The 16,321-nt window shown below is 69.1% G+C and carries 16 protein-coding genes; 11 read left to right on the top strand and 5 right to left on the bottom strand.

Features of this window, described 5'->3' with window-relative positions; all coding sequences use genetic code 11:
• The first annotated feature begins 107 nt into the window (after nucleotides 1-107).
• The 5 genes from ACTJLD_RS19305 to ACTJLD_RS19285 all read left to right on the top strand — a co-directional run bounded on the left by ACTJLD_RS19305 (nucleotide 108) and on the right by ACTJLD_RS19285 (nucleotide 3,757).
• Nucleotides 108-539 (top strand): ribonuclease domain-containing protein, encoded by a 432-nt coding sequence (locus ACTJLD_RS19305; RefSeq protein WP_006476946.1) that lies wholly within the window; start codon nucleotides 108-110, stop codon nucleotides 537-539.
• Nucleotides 540-555: 16 nt separating this feature from the next.
• Nucleotides 556-1,119 carry a barstar family protein gene (locus ACTJLD_RS19300; RefSeq protein WP_021159266.1) on the top strand — a complete coding sequence of 188 codons (564 nt, stop codon included), beginning with the start codon at nucleotides 556-558 and terminating at the stop codon, nucleotides 1,117-1,119.
• Nucleotides 1,120-1,335: 216 nt separating this feature from the next.
• Nucleotides 1,336-2,073, top strand: a complete 738-nt coding sequence (locus tag ACTJLD_RS19295) for a hypothetical protein (protein WP_440659435.1) — start codon at nucleotides 1,336-1,338, stop codon at nucleotides 2,071-2,073.
• Nucleotides 2,074-2,108: 35 nt separating this feature from the next.
• Nucleotides 2,109-2,864, top strand: coding sequence for a hypothetical protein (locus ACTJLD_RS19290; RefSeq protein WP_226129132.1), 756 nt, complete (start codon nucleotides 2,109-2,111; stop codon nucleotides 2,862-2,864).
• 62 nt (nucleotides 2,865-2,926) lie between these two features.
• On the top strand, nucleotides 2,927-3,757 hold the full coding sequence (locus tag ACTJLD_RS19285; RefSeq protein ID WP_440659434.1) for a hypothetical protein: 831 nt from the start codon (nucleotides 2,927-2,929) through the stop codon (nucleotides 3,755-3,757).
• A 57-nt stretch (nucleotides 3,758-3,814) separates the two neighbouring features.
• Here ACTJLD_RS19285 and ACTJLD_RS19280 read toward each other — a convergent pair whose 3' ends face one another.
• The 3 genes from ACTJLD_RS19280 to speE form a co-directional block, all read right to left on the bottom strand.
• The gene (locus tag ACTJLD_RS19280; protein ID WP_226152280.1) at nucleotides 3,815-4,582 is read right to left on the bottom strand and encodes a 16S rRNA (uracil(1498)-N(3))-methyltransferase; all 768 of its coding nucleotides are present in this window, start codon (nucleotides 4,580-4,582) and stop codon (nucleotides 3,815-3,817) included.
• Between the two features lie 17 nt (nucleotides 4,583-4,599).
• Complete coding sequence (locus tag ACTJLD_RS19275) at nucleotides 4,600-5,016, bottom strand: VOC family protein (protein WP_021159271.1); 417 nt, start codon at nucleotides 5,014-5,016, stop codon at nucleotides 4,600-4,602.
• A gap of 159 nt (nucleotides 5,017-5,175) precedes the next feature.
• Nucleotides 5,176-6,033: a polyamine aminopropyltransferase gene (gene speE, locus ACTJLD_RS19270; RefSeq protein ID WP_027788400.1), complete on the bottom strand. Its 858-nt coding sequence runs from the start codon at nucleotides 6,031-6,033 to the stop codon at nucleotides 5,176-5,178.
• A 259-nt stretch (nucleotides 6,034-6,292) separates the two neighbouring features.
• On the opposite strand from speE, the gene tkt reads away from it, so the two are divergent.
• Both tkt and gap read left to right on the top strand, forming a co-directional pair.
• Entirely contained in the window at nucleotides 6,293-8,320 is a 2,028-nt protein-coding gene (gene tkt / locus ACTJLD_RS19265) for a transketolase (RefSeq protein ID WP_049098284.1), read from the top strand.
• A gap of 86 nt (nucleotides 8,321-8,406) precedes the next feature.
• Complete coding sequence (gene gap / locus ACTJLD_RS19260; protein ID WP_006485712.1) at nucleotides 8,407-9,417, top strand: type I glyceraldehyde-3-phosphate dehydrogenase; 1,011 nt, start codon at nucleotides 8,407-8,409, stop codon at nucleotides 9,415-9,417.
• 75 nt (nucleotides 9,418-9,492) lie between these two features.
• Here gap and ACTJLD_RS19255 read toward each other — a convergent pair whose 3' ends face one another.
• Nucleotides 9,493-10,383, bottom strand: coding sequence for a LysR substrate-binding domain-containing protein (locus tag ACTJLD_RS19255; RefSeq protein ID WP_021159274.1), 891 nt, complete (start codon nucleotides 10,381-10,383; stop codon nucleotides 9,493-9,495).
• 151 nt (nucleotides 10,384-10,534) lie between these two features.
• Between ACTJLD_RS19255 and ACTJLD_RS19250 the strand changes: the two genes are divergently transcribed.
• The 4 genes from ACTJLD_RS19250 to ACTJLD_RS19235 all read left to right on the top strand — a co-directional run bounded on the left by ACTJLD_RS19250 (nucleotide 10,535) and on the right by ACTJLD_RS19235 (nucleotide 15,005).
• On the top strand, nucleotides 10,535-11,308 hold the full coding sequence (locus tag ACTJLD_RS19250; protein WP_027788397.1) for an SDR family NAD(P)-dependent oxidoreductase: 774 nt from the start codon (nucleotides 10,535-10,537) through the stop codon (nucleotides 11,306-11,308).
• Between the two features lie 153 nt (nucleotides 11,309-11,461).
• Nucleotides 11,462-12,910, top strand: a complete 1,449-nt coding sequence (locus ACTJLD_RS19245; RefSeq protein WP_060194628.1) for an MFS transporter — start codon at nucleotides 11,462-11,464, stop codon at nucleotides 12,908-12,910.
• Between the two features lie 69 nt (nucleotides 12,911-12,979).
• Nucleotides 12,980-13,936 carry a 2-hydroxyacid dehydrogenase gene (locus ACTJLD_RS19240; RefSeq protein ID WP_059697838.1) on the top strand — a complete coding sequence of 319 codons (957 nt, stop codon included), beginning with the start codon at nucleotides 12,980-12,982 and terminating at the stop codon, nucleotides 13,934-13,936.
• A 10-nt stretch (nucleotides 13,937-13,946) separates the two neighbouring features.
• Nucleotides 13,947-15,005, top strand: a complete 1,059-nt coding sequence (locus tag ACTJLD_RS19235; protein ID WP_334004597.1) for an L-idonate 5-dehydrogenase — start codon at nucleotides 13,947-13,949, stop codon at nucleotides 15,003-15,005.
• 107 nt (nucleotides 15,006-15,112) lie between these two features.
• Here the strand turns inward: ACTJLD_RS19235 and ACTJLD_RS19230 are convergent, their stop codons facing one another.
• On the bottom strand, nucleotides 15,113-16,312 hold the full coding sequence (locus ACTJLD_RS19230) for an MFS transporter (RefSeq protein ID WP_059697834.1): 1,200 nt from the start codon (nucleotides 16,310-16,312) through the stop codon (nucleotides 15,113-15,115).
• Nucleotides 16,313-16,321 lie beyond the last annotated feature (9 nt).

The following is a 16,321-nucleotide window of genomic DNA, read 5'->3' as shown; positions in this document are numbered from 1 at the left end:
CGATGCTTTCGATTCCCAAACGGACATTGATTCGCGCGGCCAATAACGCTACGCTAACGCCTTTGTTGGTCGTCAACTACTTGATTTAACAGCGGGAACCCTGGTTCATGGCACGCAAGTGGCTCCGCAACGGCGCGCTCGCGTCCGTCTTCGCGATGTTCGCGATGGGTATCGTCGGCACGCCGACGGGCAGTCTGGTTTCCGCCGCTTACGCACGGGAGGCCGTTCCGGCCGACGTCGCGGCGAGCGGGCTCGATACGATCCCGACCGCCAGTCTTCCGCGCGAGGCCGTGACCACGCTGGGCCTGATCGGCGCCGGCGGCCCCTATCCGTACGAGAAAGACGGCGTCGTGTTTGGCAACCGCGAGCGGATCCTGCCAAAAGCGAAGCGCGGCTACTACCATGAGTACACGGTACCGACGCCGCGTGCCCGCAATCGCGGCGCGCGCCGGATCGTCTGTGGCGGGCCGTTGCGCCGGATCGACAACTGTTATTACACGGGCGACCACTACAACAGTTTTAAACGTATTGTTGAATGACTTCGGGACGAATGGCATGAGCGACTCCATCTACGCGCACGAAACGGCGGCGGCGGAACTGTTCGCGGCCGGCGACGGCAACCTGTTTCAGCGCGTGATTCAACTGCACGCGGCGGCGCAGGCCGGCGGCACGCCGGAGCAACAGGAAGCCGAGCCCGGGCTTTCATCGAACGAGGAGCCTATGAGCCTTTTCACGACCGTGCGACCCAATCTCGTGCAGTCGATCCGCGCGTTCCGCGTGCAGGATCTTGCCGACGAAGCCGGCCGGCTCGGCCAGCATTTCCTGTATGCGTATTGCGGCGCCGCGCAGTCGAAGCAGGAAGTGATGGAAACGATCGCGACATCGTTCCTGTTCCCGAAACATTTCGGGAAGAACTACGACGCGCTGTACGACTGCCTGACCGACCTCGTCGCGAAGGCGGGCGCGCAGCCCGGTTTCGTGATCGTCCTCGAAGGGCTGCCGATCGCGCAGAAATTCGACAAGGAAGGGCGCGAGACGCTGCTCGACGTATTCCGCGAGGCGGCCGAATTCTGGGCCGAGCGCAAGGTCGCGTTCCGCGTGTTCTACTCGTTCGCGTAAGCACGGGTCGGCCAACGGCCGATCCGGCGAAACACCCGCCCAAAGCCCGCTTCGAGCGGGCTTTTTTGCGTCCGCGCGCGATGCGCTGCACGGCGCCGCGCCCGGCCCGACAAAAGCCTTTCATCGCGCACCTTTTTCCGCGACAATCGGTCAGCCCGGCCGCGGCCGCCGCGCCGGGCGCACAACACCAATCATTCGAGAGAGGGCCGTTTTCCCATGACCGCTACCCGATTTGCGGCGCGCGCCCGTGCGCGTCGTCCGCTCGCGCACGCGCTGGCAGCGTGCGCGCTGTCGCTCGGCATCCCGCTTGCCGCGCAGGCCGCGGCGCTCACACCCGAACAGACCGTCGACGTTTATCTGGGCGCCATCGTCAACAACGACGCGGCCAAGGTCGAGCAATTCAACGACACGGTGCGCGAGGCCGCCGATCCGAAGGAGGCCCGGAACATGCTGCTGCCGGCCGACATGTACGGCGACATGCGCGAACAGATGCTCGGGCAGACGCTGGCATTGATGTCGGAATCCGCGCGCGAGGCGCTGGCGCCGTCGCTCGACTCGATGCTGGTCGCGTACACGGGGGCGTTGCGGCGCTCGCAATGCAACGTCACCGGCGTCAAGCGCACGCCGGGTGCAGGCGGGAAGGGGCAGGAACGCGCCACGGTCAGTTTCGAGTGCAAGGTGGCCGACGTCACGCCGCCGGGCGACGCGGCCACGAAAGCGCGCGCGAACGCGAAAACCGACCAGCAGCGCTTCGCGGCTGTCAGGACGACGTTCACGGACGTGGCGCGCGCGTTCAACGACGCTCCGGTCAGCCGGCGCATCAAGGGGCAGGTGGAGATGGTCGGTTCGGACAGCAAGGGCTGGACGACCGACAGCCCCGAAAGCCTGCTGAAGCCCGTCGTCGATGCGCTGTCCGGCCCGGTTGTCGCGGCGGTCGCCGCCAGCCAGCAATGAGGCTGCCGCGCCGGCCCGATTGATTCGATACCGACATGACCCGACCGATGGACGTTTCCCTTCATGCGCGCCGCGGCGCGCGTTTTCCGTTGTTCCGCGCGACGCGCGCGGCCGTGCTGTCCGCGCTCGTCGCGGGCGGTGCCGCGCACGCGGCGGTGCTGACGCCCGAGCAGACCACCGATCTGTATCTCGGCACCTTCGTCAACGGCGACGTCGCCAAGGCGGCGCAGTTCAACGATGCCATGCGCACGCGCTTCGACGGCAAGGACGCACTCGACGTCGCGGCGATCCCGAAGCTCGGCGACACGATGCGCGACAACATGATCGCTGCGCTGCTGTCGAAGATGCCGGCCAGGTCTCGTGCGGCATTGCGCGAACCGATCAGTGCGTCGATCACGTCGTATCAGCATGTGCTGGCCCGTTCCGAATGCAAGGCGACCGGTTCGACGCAGAAGCCGAACGAGTACGTAGCGGGCGAATCGATCGCGACGGTCGATTTTTCGTGCCGTGTTGTCGATGTGGAGCCCGGCGTGAAGGCGCTGAAGGAGAAGCTGGGCAACCCGCGCCTGAAGACCGACAAGGCCCGGACGGCCTTCCTCGCCGCGTTTTTCTCGGGCATGGCGCGCGTCTACGACGAGGCCCCGATGGGCCGCCCCGTGACGGGGCAGGTCGATCTCTACGGCACGAACGAGAAGGGCTGGCTCACGGGTTCTCCGGGTGACGTGCTGTCGCCGCTGGTTGATGCGCTGCTGGGGCCGATCGGCTCGGCGGGCGGAGAAGCCGACAAGTGAGCGACGCGATCCCGGCCGCTGCACATGGCCGGCATGCCGTGCATTCGAACGGGGAGTGAACGATGAAGATCCTCACGCGAGGGATGCTGGTTGTCGCGGTGGCCGTTTCGATGTGCGGAGCGGCTGTGGCGGGCGACAACGCCGCCGAGCCGGTCGCGCTGCCGGTTTCGCCGGCGGCGCACGCGGCCGTCGAGCGGCTGCTCGCCGATCTGCGCACGCGCTCGACACCGGACCAGTACGCGGCGGTGGCCGCCGCGATTCACGCGTCGCCGGCGCTGGCGGCGCAACTGGACGAACTGGTCGACGCTGGCCTGCTGACGCGCATCGCGGTCGACAGCGGCGAGCCCGCGCTCGGCAGGACGACCGGCGCGTTGCGCAACGGGAGCGTGTGGATCCTGACGCCGGCGTTCGTCGCGCAACAGGCGCCGCGGCGCCTGTTCGACGTCGTGCAGGACGACGACATCCTGCCGGACAACATGGTGTTCGCGCTCGGCTACATGGCATGGCGCGCGAAGCACGATGCCGACGTGAGCCGCGCGTCCGACGCGCTGCGGGCGTCGGACGACAGCGCGGACGCGAAGAAGCAGCGGTGGATCGACCTGAACACGCGGATCGACGCCGGCGGCTTCATCCAGGGCTGGAACGATACGGTGGACGCGGCCACGTTCCAGCAGGGCGGCAGGCCGGTCAGCATCGTGCAGGCGGTGCAGATGATGATGAACCTGCGCTATCGCGGCCCGCTGATCACGGCGATCCGGGCGACGCCGCCAGCGCGCAAACTGCGGATCACCGGGCCGACGCTCGCGCTCGACTCGGACAACCTCGACGCGCTGGCATCCGCGCTCCAGACTTCCCCCGTCATCGACATCGAGCCGTTCAGCGCGGCGCGCTGACACGCGTCGCCGTGCGCCGGCGTCATGCCGCGGGGCGTGCCCGGCCGCGCCTCGCGATCACCACCCGCCCCAGCGCGCCGCGAGCGCGGCGAGCACGGCCGCGCCGGCCGTCTCGGTGCGCAGCACGCGGGGCCCGAGCGACAGCGCGGTGAACCCGCGTGCGCGGGCCGCGTTTTCCTCGTCGGGCGACAGCCCGCCTTCCGGCCCGATCAGCAGCGTGACGGTTGCCGCAGGCGGCGCGTCGGGCAGCGACGCGAACGGGATGCTCGCGCGCGGCGACAGCAACAGCCGCAGCTCGCCGTCGGCCGGTGCGGCCGGCAGCGTATCGAGCCACGCGTTGAAGCCGGCGACTTGCGCGACGTCGGGCACGCGGTTGCGCCCGCATTGTTCGCACGACGCGCGCACGACGCCGCGCCAGTGCGCGACGCGCTTGTCCGCGCGCTCGCCGGCGAGCTTCACGACGCCGCGCGCGGTCGACAGCGGCACGACCGCGGCAACGCCGAGCTCCACGGCTTTCTCGATCACCCAGTCCATCTTGTCGCCGCCGGCGATGCCTTGCGCGAGCGTCACGCGATAAGGCGGCTCGGCTTCGGCCGGCTCGAACGTGTCGATCTGCGCGAGCGCGCTGCGCTTGTCGATCTCGACGAGCCGCGCGCGGTACTGGCCGCCCGTGCCGTCGAACAGCGCGAGCACGTCGCCGGGCTGCAGGCGCAGCACCTGCGCGTGGCGCGCGACATCGGCCGGCAACGCGAGCGTGGCGTCGGCGCGCAGTGCCGCGTCGACGAAAAAGCGCGGCACGGCCGCGGTGGTGGTGGCTTCGTTCATGCGTGTAGCGGTTGGGGTCATGCGTCGAGACGGCGCCCGAGCGCCCATCGGTAGCCGTCGAGATCCTCGATCTGCGCGAACCGGTCGCCCCAGAACTGGTCCTGCGGCGGGCTCAGCGATTTCGCGCCCGCGTCGAGCGCGCGCTGCCAGGTGGCGTCGACGTCGTCGACATACAGGTAGAACGACTGCGGCGCGGTGGCGTTCGCGCTCTTCGGCGTGAGGGCGGTCGAGCCGAACGCACCCTCGGGCGCGAACATCACGATCAACTGGCCGCGGTAGGCCATCTCGACGTGCATGATCGCGCCGTCCTCGTCGTGCACGTCGCGCAGCTCGAAGCCGAATGCGGCCTTGAAGAAATCGATGGCCGCGCGCGCGTTGCGTACGGCCAGGTAGGGTGTCAACCAAGGCACGTTGGCCGGACGTGGATCGGTCATGAAAATCTCCTGTGTGGGCGCTTCGGCGCTTGCGCTGATTCCATGCTTCGGCGTTCGTTCAGGGGGCGGCGCGGCGTCCGGGGCGATTCGCCCCGTGCCGCACGTCACGCATTTTGCGAAGACACGACGGGAAAGCGGAGCGAGGCGCCGCGCCGACGCTCAGCGGCGAACGCCCAGTGTATCGCGCAGCGCGCGCGGCAGGGCAAAGAGGGACGCATGCAGCCGGGCGTCGTAGTAGCGCAAACCCTGGACGCGGCGGGCGGCGAGCCGTTCGTCGACGTCGTGCGCGAACAGCGCGGCCGCGTCGAGCGTGTCGCTCGCGATCGCCATCAGCCACTGCGAGCCGTACAGCGGCACGTGCGCGGACAACGGATCGACGACCGAGAAGCTCGCGCGCAGGTCGTCGAGCAGCGCGGCGATGCGCGCCGTGTGGAACAGCGGCGAGCCGAGGTGCATCGAGATCGCGCCGCACGGCGTGAGGATCCGCTTGAGTCGCGCGTAGAACTCGCGCGTATAGAGGCCGGCCGCCGGCGAATCGGGCGGCGTGAGGTCGAACACGACGAGATCGAAGTGCTCGACGGTCGACGTGACGAAATGCGCGGCGTCGCCGATCACGACCTCGACGCGCGGATCGTCGAGCGCGCCCTGGTGCACGTCGTCGAGATAACGACGCGCCATGCCGACCACCTCGTCGTCGAGCTCCGCGACGACGATCCGCTCGATGCATGCGTGCTTGAGCAACTGGCGCGCCGCGCCGCCGTCGCCGCCGCCGAGCACGAGCGCCTTCCTCGGGCACGGATGCGCGAGCGCGGCCGGGTGCGTCATGCACTCGTGATACACGTATTCGTCGCCGACCGACGTCATCGGCCGGCCGTCGAGCGTAAACAGGCGGCCGAGCTGCGGCGTTTCCCAGACTTCGATCTGCTGGTGCGGCGACGCGACGTGCGCGAGCCGACGGGCGTTCGGGAAGCCGTACGCGGCGTCGGGCGTGGGATGAAAGAGAAGGGTCGTGCTCACGGGCGGGCCGCCAGGGCAGGGAGTTCCGACGTCTGAATTATAGGAGGCGGGCGGTTTGACGGAAAACCGTGCCGGAACACTACGCGCCGACAAGGGAAATGTCAGGCCATCTGTTAAAATGACGAGCTTTGCAGCCTCGTCCGTAGGCTCCGTCCGCTTCGCGTCCGTCAGGCGCCGCACCGCGCGCCGGGAACGATCGACGCCCGAGCTTCCGGATGCCGCCGTGCCCCGTTTCCTCGACTCGTTCTCCGGACTCGACATGACGACTTCGTCTCCCGCCTCCACCACCCTGATGGCCAACGCGATCCGCGCGCTCGCGATGGACGCCGTCCAGCAAGCGAACTCCGGCCACCCCGGCATGCCGATGGGCATGGCCGAAATCGGCGTCGCGCTCTGGTCGCGCCACCTGAAGCACAACCCGACGAACCCGCACTGGGCGGACCGCGACCGCTTCGTGCTGTCGAACGGCCATGGCTCGATGCTCCTGTACTCGCTGCTGCACCTGACCGGCTACGACCTGCCGATGGAAGAACTGAAGAACTTCCGCCAGCTGCACTCGAAGACGCCGGGCCACCCGGAATACGGCATCACGCCGGGCGTCGAGACGACCACCGGCCCGCTCGGCCAGGGTCTCGCGAACGCGGTCGGCATGGCGCTCGGCGAAGCGCTGATGGCCGACGAGTTCAACCGTGACGGCGCGAAGATCGTCGATCACCACACGTACGTGTTCCTCGGCGACGGCTGCCTGATGGAAGGCATCTCGCACGAAGCCTGCTCGCTCGCCGGCACGCTGAAGCTGAACAAGCTGATCGCGCTGTACGACGACAACGGCATCTCGATCGACGGCGACGTCGTGAACTGGTTCCACGACGACACCCCGAAGCGCTTCGAAGCCTACGGCTGGAACGTGATCCCGAACGTGAACGGCCATGACGTCGACGCGGTCGACGCGGCCATCGCGAAGGCGAAGCTGTCGGACAAGCCGACGCTGATCTGCTGCAAGACGGTGATCGGCCAGGGCGCGGCGACCAAGGCCGGCGGCCACGACGTGCACGGCGCGGCGCTCGGCGCGGAAGAAATCGCGAAGACGCGCGAAGCGCTCGGCTGGAAGTGGGAGCCGTTCGTGATCCCGCAGGAAGTCTACGCGGCATGGGATGCGAAGGAAGCCGGCAAGCGCGCGGAAACCGAATGGGACGCGACCTTCGCCGCCTATCGCGCGAAGTTCCCGGCAGAAGCCGCCGAATTCGAGCGCCGGATGGCCAACAAGCTGCCGGCCGACTGGGCTGAAAAGGCCGCGGCGATCATCGCCGGCGCGAACGAGCGCGCCGAGACGGTTGCGACCCGCAAGGCGTCGCAGCAGGCGATCGAAGGGCTGGCCGCCGCACTGCCGGAGCTGCTCGGCGGCTCGGCCGACCTGACCGGCTCGAACCTGACCAACTGGAAGGCGTCGAAGGCCGTCCGCGCGAATCCGGAAGGCCCGGGCGTCGTGCTGGGCAACCACATCAACTACGGCGTGCGCGAATTCGGCATGAGCGCCGCGATCAACGGCCTCGCGCTGCACGGCGGCCACAAGCCGTTCGGCGGCACGTTCCTGACGTTCTCCGACTACAGCCGCAACGCGCTGCGCGTGGCCGCGCTGATGAAGGTGCCGTCGATCTTCGTGTTCACGCACGATTCGATCGGCCTCGGCGAAGACGGCCCGACGCACCAGTCGATCGAGCACGTGTCGAGCCTGCGCCTGATCCCGAACCACGACGTGTGGCGTCCGGCCGACACGGTCGAGACGGCCGTCGCGTGGACCCACGCGGTCGCCGCCGACCGTCCGTCGAGCCTGATCTTCAGCCGCCAGAACCTGGCATTCAACCCGCGTACCGATGCGCAGATCGCGAACATCGACAAGGGCGGCTACGTGCTGAAGGACTGGGACGAAGAGATCGTCGCGCGCAAGATCATCCTGATCGCGACGGGCTCGGAAGTCGAACTCGCGATGAAGGCCGTCGAGCCGCTCGCGCAGCAAGGCATCGCGGCACGCGTCGTGTCGATGCCGTCGACCAACGTGTTCGACCGCCAGGACGCCGAATACCGTGAACGCGTGCTGCCGCACGGCGTGCGCCGTGTCGCGATCGAAGCGGGCGTGACCGCGTTCTGGCACAAGTACGTCGGCCTCGAAGGCGGCGTCGTCGGGATCGACACGTTCGGCGAATCGGCACCGGCCGGCGTACTGTTCAAGTACTTCGGCTTCACCGTCGAGCACGTCGTCGAGACCGCCAAGGCCGTGCTGGCCTAAAGACATACGCGACGCGCGCCGCCCCTCGCGCGCGTCGCACGTGAAGCTGCACGAAACGAATTTTTTCAGCCATCAGGAGATAGACCATGACGATTCGCGTCGCAATCAACGGCTACGGCCGTATCGGCCGCAACACGCTGCGCGCGTTCTATGAAAACGGCAAGAAGCACGATCTCGAGATCGTCGCGATCAACGACCTGGGCGATGCGAAGACCAACGCGCACCTGACCCAGTACGACACCGCGCACGGCAAGTTCCCGGGCGAAGTGTCGGTCGACGGCGATTACCTCGTCGTGAACGGCGACAAGATCCGCGTGCTGGCGAACCGCAACCCGGCAGAACTGCCGTGGGGCGAGCTGGGCGTCGACGTCGTGATGGAATGCACGGGCTTCTTCACGACGAAGGAAAAGGCGAGCGCGCACCTGAAGGGCGGCGCGAAGAAGGTCATCATCTCGGCACCGGGCGGCAAGGACGTCGACGCGACGATCGTCTACGGCGTGAACCACGACGTGCTGAAGGCCGAGCACACCGTCATCTCGAACGCATCGTGCACGACGAACTGCCTCGCGCCGCTCGTCAAGCCGCTGAACGACAAGATCGGCCTCGAAACCGGCCTGATGACGACGATCCACGCGTATACCAACGACCAGGTGCTGACGGACGTCTATCACGAAGACCTCCGCCGCGCGCGTTCGGCTACCCACAGCCAGATCCCGACGAAGACGGGCGCGGCTTCGGCCGTCGGCCTCGTGCTGCCGGAACTGAACGGCAAGCTCGACGGTTACGCGATCCGCGTCCCGACGATCAACGTGTCGATCGTCGACCTGTCGTTCATCGCGAAGCGCGACACGACGGTCGAGGAAGTCAACGCGATCATGAAGGAAGCATCGGAAGGCGCGCTGAAGGGCATCCTCGGCTACAACGACGCACCGCTGGTGTCGATCGACTTCAACCACAACCCGGCTTCGTCGACGTTCGACGCAACGCTGACCAAGGTGTCGGGCCGCCTCGTGAAGGTGTCGAGCTGGTACGACAACGAGTGGGGTTTCTCGAACCGCATGCTGGATACGGCTGTCGCATTCGCGAACGCGAAGTAATCCCGCACGTTGCGCGGCCGCCGCAAGGCGGCCGGCGTGGCGAACGAGCCCGGCCCGGTTTTCCGGCCGGGTTTTTTATTGCCCGGCGTTCGCCGTCACGTGTTCGAGCGCGTCGACGAACGCGCGCTTCAGCGGGCTGTCGAGATCGGTCCACGCGAGGCCGATACCGGTGCGGTGTCCGGCCAGGTCGAGCGGCCGCGCGAGCACGTTCGGCGGCAGCGCGCTGGCAGCCTCCGCCGGCATCAGCCCGATTCCCATCCCCGCCGCGACGAGCGCGAGCATCGTCGTGAACTCCCCGAACTCCTGCGCGATCTCGAGCGTCGTGCCCGCGCGGCTCAGCGCGAGCAGCATGTCGTCGTGAAAGCCCGGCGCGTAGCGGCGCGCGAGCACGAACGCGGGCTGGCCGCGCAGCGCGGCCGGCGGGATGGCGTCGTGCGCGGCGAGCGGATGGTCGAGCGGCAGCGCGACGACGAAGCCTTCCTCGAGCACCACGCGCGTGTCGATGCCCGCATACGCGGCCGGCAGCCGGATCATCCCGAAATCGATCCGCCGGTCGCGCAGCGCGGCGACCTGGTCGGGCGTCGGCATGTCCTTCAGTTCGAGCGTGATCAGCGGATAACGCTCGCGCATCGTGCGCAGCACGGCCGGCAGCAGCGCGGGCAGCACCGACGACACGAACGCGATCCGCAGCGTGCCGATTTCGCCGCGGCTCGACAGCCGCGCCATCTGTTCCGCGCGCGCGGCCTGCTGCAGCGTGGCGCGTGCCTCGGGCAGGAACACGCGCCCCGTCTCGCTCAGTTCGACCTTGTGCCGGTCGCGCTCGAACAGGCGCGCGCCGAGTTCTTCCTCGAGCGCCTTGATCTGCATGCTCAGCGCGGGCTGCACGATGAACAGGCGCTGCGCGGCGCGCCCGAAATGCAGTTCTTCCGCGAGCGTGACGAAGGCGCGCAATTGCTTGAGTTCCATGGGCGGCGGGCAGGCGTGAGCGGTAATCAGATTTCATGATAACCGGATCAAAAAAGACCATTGGCGCGGTGCCCGGCCGGCGGCCGAAGATACCGTCAACGCGAGACCGGCCGCGATGGGCCGCCGGCTCGACTGGCACGAGGAGACACGCATGACCCACGCGCTCGAACGGTTCCGCCTCGACGGCCGCCGCGCACTGATTACCGGTTCCGGACGCGGGATCGGGCTGACGCTCGCCCGCGGGCTGGCCGAAGCCGGCGCGGCGATCGTCATCAACGATCGCAATGAGGAGAAGGCCGCGACGCTCGTGCGGCATCTGCGCGAGGAAGGCTTCACGGCCGACTACGCGGTATTCGACGTCGCCGAGCACGCGCAGGTGCGTGCGGCGATCGACGATTTCGAGGCGCGCGTCGGCGCGATCGACATCCTCGTGAACAACGCGGGCATCCAGCGCCGCGCGCCGCTCGACGCATTCGAACCCGACGACTGGCAGGCGCTGATGCGCGTGAACCTCGACGGCGTGTTCAACGTCGCGCAGGCGGTGGCGCGGCACATGATCGCGCGCGGCCGAGGGAAGATCATCAACATCTGCTCGGTGCAGAGCGAGCTCGCGCGGCCGACGATCGCGCCGTATGCCGCGACCAAGGGCGCGGTGCGGATGCTGACCAAAGGGATGTGCGCCGACTGGGCGCGCCACGGCATCCAGGCGAACGGCCTCGCGCCCGGCTATTTCGAAACCGAACTCAACCGCGCGCTGGTCGACGACGCCGCGTTCTCGGACTGGCTGTGCAAGCGCACGCCGGCCGGCCGCTGGGGGCGCGTCGACGAGCTGTGCGGGGCGGCGATCTTCCTCGCATCGGCCGCGTCCGATTTCGTGAACGGCCAGACGCTGTTCGTCGACGGCGGCCTGACCAGCGCCGTCTGAGCGGCGGCGCGAGCGCGCCATGCGCGCAGCGCCGTTGCGCCGGCCGCGGCCGGCATCCGAATTCCCAGAAGAGCCCGCCGCACGAGCGGGCCGATGTCCCGGTCGCGGTACGCGCCGGGTTCCGGAACGGAAGGCAGGAGACAGGAGACAACGATGGATCGCATTTCCCCGCCGCCCGCGCGGCACGATGCAGGGTCCGGTGCGCCGGGCGAGACCGTCGAGCGCCGCGGCGTCGACACGAAGCAGCTCAACCGCGCGGCATGGACCTGCTCGCTCGGCAGCGCGCTCGAATACTACGATTTCGCGTTGTACACGCTCGCATCGGCGCTGGTTTTCGGGCCGCTGTTCTTTCCCGCGCAGACCGCCGAGATGCGGCTGATCGCGAGCTTCGGCACCTACTTCGTCGGGTTTGCGGTGCGCCCGCTCGGCGGGGTCGTGTTCGGCGTGCTCGGCGACCGGATCGGCCGCAAGTTCGTGCTGACGGCGACGGTGCTGCTGATGGGCGTCGCGAGCACGCTGATCGGCGTGCTGCCGACCTTCGAAACGGCGGGCTACTGGGCCCCCGGGCTGCTCGTGCTGCTGCGCATCCTGCAGGGCCTCGGTGCCGGAGCCGAGCAGGCCGGCGCCGCGGTGCTGATGACCGAATACGCGCCGCCCGGCAAGCGCGGCTTCTATGCGTCGCTGCCGTTCCTGGGCATCCAGCTCGGCACGGTGCTGGCGGCCGCGGTCTATTTCCTGCTGCTCGCGAACCTCGACCGCGTCACCGACGGCTGGGGCTGGCGCGTGCCGTTCCTGTTCAGCGCGGTGATCGTCGCGGTCGGGATCTACATGCGCGTGCGGCTGCACGAGTCGCCGACCTTCGTGCGGCTCGAAAAGCGTGCGCAGGTATTGGCGAATCCGCTGAAGAGCGCCGTGCAGCATTCGAAGCGCTCGCTGCTGATCGGCATCGGCCTGCGGATGGCCGAGAACGGCGGCTCGTCGATCTACCAGGCGCTCGCCGTCAGCTATCTCGCGGGCGTGATCGGCATGAAGGGGCCGATCGGCGCGCTCGCGCTGGTGTGCGCGGCGACCGTCGGCGCGTGTACGGTGCCGCTGGCGGGCCGGCTCAGCGACCGCTTCGGCCGCGTGCGCGTGTATCGCACGTTCGCGTGGCTGCAGCTCGCGCTCGCGTTCCCGGTGTGGTGGATCTTCAGCCAGGGGAACGTGGTCGCGAGCGTGATCGCGATCTCGGTCGCGCAGGGCTTCGCGAACTGGGGGATGCTCGGCGCGCAGGCCGCGCTGCTGCCCGAACTGTTCGGCGCGCGGCATCGCTACATGGGCGTGTCGTTCTCGCGCGAAGTGTCGGCCGTGCTCGCGGGCGGGATTGCGCCGCTCGTCGGCGCGACGATCATCGCGACCGTGATCGCGCTGCACGGCGGCGATCACGCGGCCGGCGTGCGCGCCTGGGTGCCGATCGCCGCGTACCTGGTGCTGCTGACGCTGATCACGCTGTTCACGACGTCGCGGATGCCCGAAACGCTGAACCGCGATCTCGACGATCCGCTCGACGCGGCACAGGTGGCGCAGGCCCCGGGCGCCGATGCGCTCGCGCGGCATGCATGAACGGGCCGGGCGGCTGACGCGGCCCGGCCTGCCTTCGCATTCAACTTATCTCGACAGGAGCAAGCGCAGATGGCGCACGAATCGACCCAGCGGCCCGAACTGCTGATGACGGGCCCTTACCAGCCGTGGGACGACGCATGGCTGTCGGCAGGCTATGACGTCCACCGGCTGTGGGAAGCCGCCGACCGCGCGGCGTTCCTCGCCGAACACGGCGCCGGCGTGCGCGCGATCGCGACGCGCGGCGATCTCGGCGCGAATGCCGCGCTGATCGCCGCGTTGCCGAAGCTCGAGATCATCGCGTGCTACGGCGTCGGCACCGATGCGATCGACCTGGCCGCCGCGCGCGAGCGCGGCATCCGCGTGACGAACACGCCCGACGTGCTGACCGGCGACGTGGCCGACCTCGGCGTCGGGCTCGCGCTCGCGATGATGCGCCGCATCGGCGCCGGCGACGCGTACGTGCGTTCCGGCGCCTGGCGCGACGGCGACATGCCGCTCGTCACGCGGCTGTACGGCAAGCGCGTCGGCGTGGTCGGCTTCGGCCGGATCGGCTCGACGATCGCGCGCCGGCTGTCGGGCTTCGACGTCGAGCTCGGCTACTTCGACGTCGCGCCGCGCGCGGACAGCCCGCACCGCTTCTTCGGCGACCTCGCCGAGCTGGCCGGCTGGTGCGACCTGCTGATCGTCACGCTCGCGGGCGGGCCGGCGACGCGTCACCTCGTCGGCGCCGCCGTGCTCGACGCGCTCGGGCCGCAAGGCTATCTGGTGAACGTGTCGCGCGGCACGACCGTCGACGAACCCGCGCTGCTCGACGCGCTCGAGCGCGGTGCGATCGCCGGTGCGGCGCTCGACGTGTTCTGGAACGAGCCGCGCATCGACCCGCGTTTCCTCGCGTTGCCGAACGTGCTGCTGCAGCCGCACCATGCGAGCGGCACGATCGAGACGCGCCAGGCGATGGGCTGGCTGGTGCGCGACAACCTTGCCGCGCACTTCGCCGGCGCGCCGCTGGTCACGCCGGTCGTCTGAGGAGGCTGTCATGCGTATGCGTTGCATGTGTGTCGTGATCCACGGGCCGAACGACCTGCGGGTGGAAGAGCAGGACGCGGGCGAGATCGGCCCGGGTCAGGTGCGCGTCGAGGTCGCGATGGGCGGCATCTGCGGCTCCGATCTCCATTACTTCCGGCACGGCGGCTTCGGTGCGATCCGGCTGCAGCAGCCGATGGTGCTCGGCCACGAGGTCGCCGGCACGGTCGCGGAAGTCGCGCCGGACGTGACGTCGGTGAAGGTCGGCGATCGCGTCGCGGTCAATCCGAGCCGGCCGTGCGGTGCGTGCCGCTACTGCCTCGAAGGGCTGCCGAACCAGTGCCTCGACATGCGCTTCTACGGCAGCGCGATGCGGATGCCGCACGTGCAGGGCGCATTCCGCAACGCGCTCGTGTGCGACGCGGTGCAGTGCGTGAAGGTTGCCGATCACGTGCCGATGTCGCTCGCGGCGCTCGCCGAACCGTTCGCGGTCGGGCTGCACGCGGTGTCGCGCGCGGGCCCGCTGATCGGCAAGCGCGTGCTCGTGTCGGGCTGCGGGCCGATCGGCGTGCTCGCCGTCGCGGCGGCGCGCGCGCACGGCGCGGCTGAGATCGTCGCGACCGACGTCGTCGAGGCGCCGCTGGAAGTGGCGAGCGCGCTCGGCGCCGACCGCACGATCAACGCGGCGGCCGACGCCGGATGGGTCGAGCGCTACAGCGCCGACAAGGGCACGTTCGACGTGATGATCGAGTGTTCGGGCAATGCGCGCGCGCTGCGCGACGGGCTGGACGTGATGCGTCCGCGCGGGGTCGTCGTGCAGCTCGGGCTCGGCGGCGACGTCAGCCTGCCGCAGAACGTCGTGGTCGCGAAGGAGCTGTCGATCTGCGGTTCGTTCCGTTTTCACGCGGAATTCGCGCTCGCGGTGCAGCTCATCAATGCGGGGCGCGTCGACCTGCGGCCGGCCGTCACGCGCGTGTTCCCGATGCGCGACGCGAACCTCGCGTTCGAACTGGCCGGCGACCGGCAGCGTGCGATGAAGGTGCTGATCGATTTCGTCGACGAGGCTGCGTGACGGTCACGCGCTAGCTCGCGACTGTCTCGACGCGATCGTGAAAAGGGCACGCCCGCGCTTCGCGGGGCGTGCCCTTTTTCATGGTGACGAGAAAACGCCCCGCTGAATTACTGCGTGACCTGCCGCGCGCCGGCGCGCTGCGACGCGAGCCACGACACGACCAGCACGCCCGCGAGCGCCGCGCCCGCGATGCACACGCCGCGCCAGCCGTCGATGCCGTACGCGACGCTCGCCGCGAACGACCCGAGCGCGCCGCCGATGAAGTAGCTCGTCAGGTAGATCGTCGTCACGCGGCTGCGCGCGTTGCCGGCCAGCGCATAGATCACGCTCTGGTTCGAGATGTGGACGCCCTGCACGCCGACGTCGAGCAGCAGGATGCCCGCGATCAGCGCCGCGAGCGAGTGCGCGCCGGTCGCGATCAGCGCGAACGACGCGAGCACGGCCGCCGCGAACAACCCCGTCGCGGCATTGCCGTGTCCGCGATCGACCAGCCGGCCGGCCGACGTCGCCGCGAGCGCGCCCACCGCGCCGACGACGCCGAACAGGCCGATCTGCCCTTCGGAATAGCTGTACGGGGGCTGGCTCAGCAGGAACGTGAGGCCCGTCCACAGCAGGCTGAAGCACGCGAACACGAGCGCGCCGTAGGCGGAGCGCAGCGCGATCAGCGGTTGCGCGCGCACCAGCGCGACGAGCGACTTCATCAGCGCCGCATAGTCGAGGCGCGCGTCGCGGCGATCCTTCGGCAGCTTCACGGCGAGCACGGCCGTCAGCGCGAGCACCATCACCGCGGCGATGCCGTACACGGCCCGCCAGCCGAACCCGTCGGCGATCGCACCGGCCGCGACGCGCGCGAGCAGGATGCCGAGCAGCAGCCCGCTCATCACGGTGCCGACCGCGCGGCCGCGCGAGCGCGCGTCGGCGAGCGACGCCGCGAACGGCACCAGCAGCTGCGTCGAACAGGTGACGAAGCCGACCGCGACGTTCGCGACGACGAACATCGTGAAGTTCGTGCTGAACGTGACCGCTGCCAGCGCGACGACGTTGAGCATCAGCAGCCGCACGATCAGCGTGTGGCGGTTGACCGCGTCGCCGAGCGGGACGATCAGCAGCAGGCTCGCCGCATACCCGAGCTGCGTCAGCGTGACGAGATAGCCGAGTTCGGTCGGCGCGCGGCCGAAGCTGTGCGCGATCGCGGCGAGCAGCGGCTGCGCGTAATAGATGTTGCCGATGACGATGCCGCACGCGCACGCGAACAGCAGCGTCATGCCGCGGGTCAGGGGAGGGTGGTTGTCTTGATGCGGTTCCATGGTCGCGAA

The organism is Burkholderia sp. 22088 (assembly GCF_052045915.1).
GTDB lineage: Bacteria > Pseudomonadota > Gammaproteobacteria > Burkholderiales > Burkholderiaceae > Burkholderia > Burkholderia cepacia.
This window is presented reverse-complemented; position numbering and strand designations above follow the sequence as displayed.